The sequence below is a fragment of the Streptomyces sp. NPDC002669 genome, assembly GCF_042889165.1.
Classification (GTDB): Bacteria; Actinomycetota; Actinomycetes; order Streptomycetales; family Streptomycetaceae; genus Streptomyces.
Window position 1 is genome coordinate 1 of the sequence record NZ_JBIAQQ010000083.1, and the last position, 1,471, is coordinate 1,471.

Consider the following 1,471-nt stretch of genomic DNA (forward strand, 5'->3'; position numbering starts at 1 on the left):
CCTATGGTGAGGTCAATGCGCGGGCGAACCAGCTGGCCCATCATCTGCGCGATGCCGGGGTCACGGCGGACATGTTGGTGGGGGTGTGTCTGGACCGTTCGCCGGAGCTGATCGCGGTGTTGCTGGGGATCTTGAAGGCGGGTGCGGCGTTCGTTCCGCTGGATCCGGAGTATCCGGCCGAGCGGATCACCTACATGGTCCAAGACGCGAAGGCTCCGCTGGTGATCACCAGCACGGATCTGGCCGGGCGGCTGCCCGGCGGGATCGAGCGCATCCTGGTCGACACGGAGTGGCCCACCGGTCCGGTGGAGGATCCGGTTTCGGTGGGGTCGCCGGATGATCTGGCGTATGTGATCTATACGTCGGGTTCGACGGGCCGGCCGAAGGGGGTGGCTCTGGAGCACCGGGGGGTGGTGAACTATCTGCACTGGTGCGACCGGAACTATCCCGCGCATATTCCGGGCGGTATTGGGTCGGTGCTGTATTCGTCGGTGACGTTCGACCTGACGATCACGGCCCTGTTCCTTCCGTTGATCCAGGGCCAGCAGCTGGTCATCCCGGTCACCGGACCGGACCGCACGGCCTTCGACGCGGCGATCGATCTGGTCTGCACCGGCACCCCGATCAGCTTCCTCAAGGCCACCCCTTCCCATCTGGAGGTCCTGGCCGCCCATCTGGAAACCCGGGGCGCACGGCATCACATCACCACGATCGTGGCCGGCGGGGAGAACCTCGCCCCGCAGCTGGTCGCCCGGCTCCTGGAGACCAGCGCCACGGAGACGACGATCAGCAACGAGTACGGTGCCACCGAGGGCTCGGTGGCCAACGTGATGAGCCTGACCACCGCACCCGACCCGCACGGAGGCACCACCACCCTGGGCAGGGCGATCACGAACACCACCGCCTACATCGTCGACCACCACAACCAGCCCGCCCCCGTCGGCATCCCCGGCCACGCCCTGCTCGGCGGGATCTGCCTGGCCCGGCACTACCACGAGCGCACCGGCCTCACCCGGGAGCGCTTCACCCCCAACCCCCTCGCCCCGCCCCGCCCCGACCCGCGGGTGTATCACACCGGGGACCTGGTCAAGTGGCGGTCCGACGGGACGATGGAGTTCATCGGCCGGATCGACAACCAGGTCAAACTGCGCGGCTACCGCATCGAACTCGGCGAGATCGAAGCCGCCCTGAACACCCACCCCCACATCCACACCACCACCGTCACCACCCGCGAAGACACCCCCGGGGACAAGCGCCTGGTCGCCTACATCGTGCCCGTCCCCGGACACGACCCCGACACCACCGCACTGCGCACCCATCTCCAGCAGCAGCTGCCCGACTACATGGTCCCGGCCGTCTACGTCACCCTCGACCAGCTGCCCCTGACCCCCAACGGGAAGGTCGACACCAAGGCCCTGCCCGCCCCCGGCCACCACCGGCCCGAACTCGCCACCACCTACACCCCGCCCCG

Annotated in this window: 1 protein-coding gene; it reads left to right on the top strand. The window is 68.4% G+C overall.

All coding sequences use genetic code 11. From position 1 onward, the window contains the following. The coding region (locus ACFYW1_RS39025; protein WP_389004595.1) for an amino acid adenylation domain-containing protein at positions 1–1,471 on the top strand (1,471 nt) is incomplete at both ends.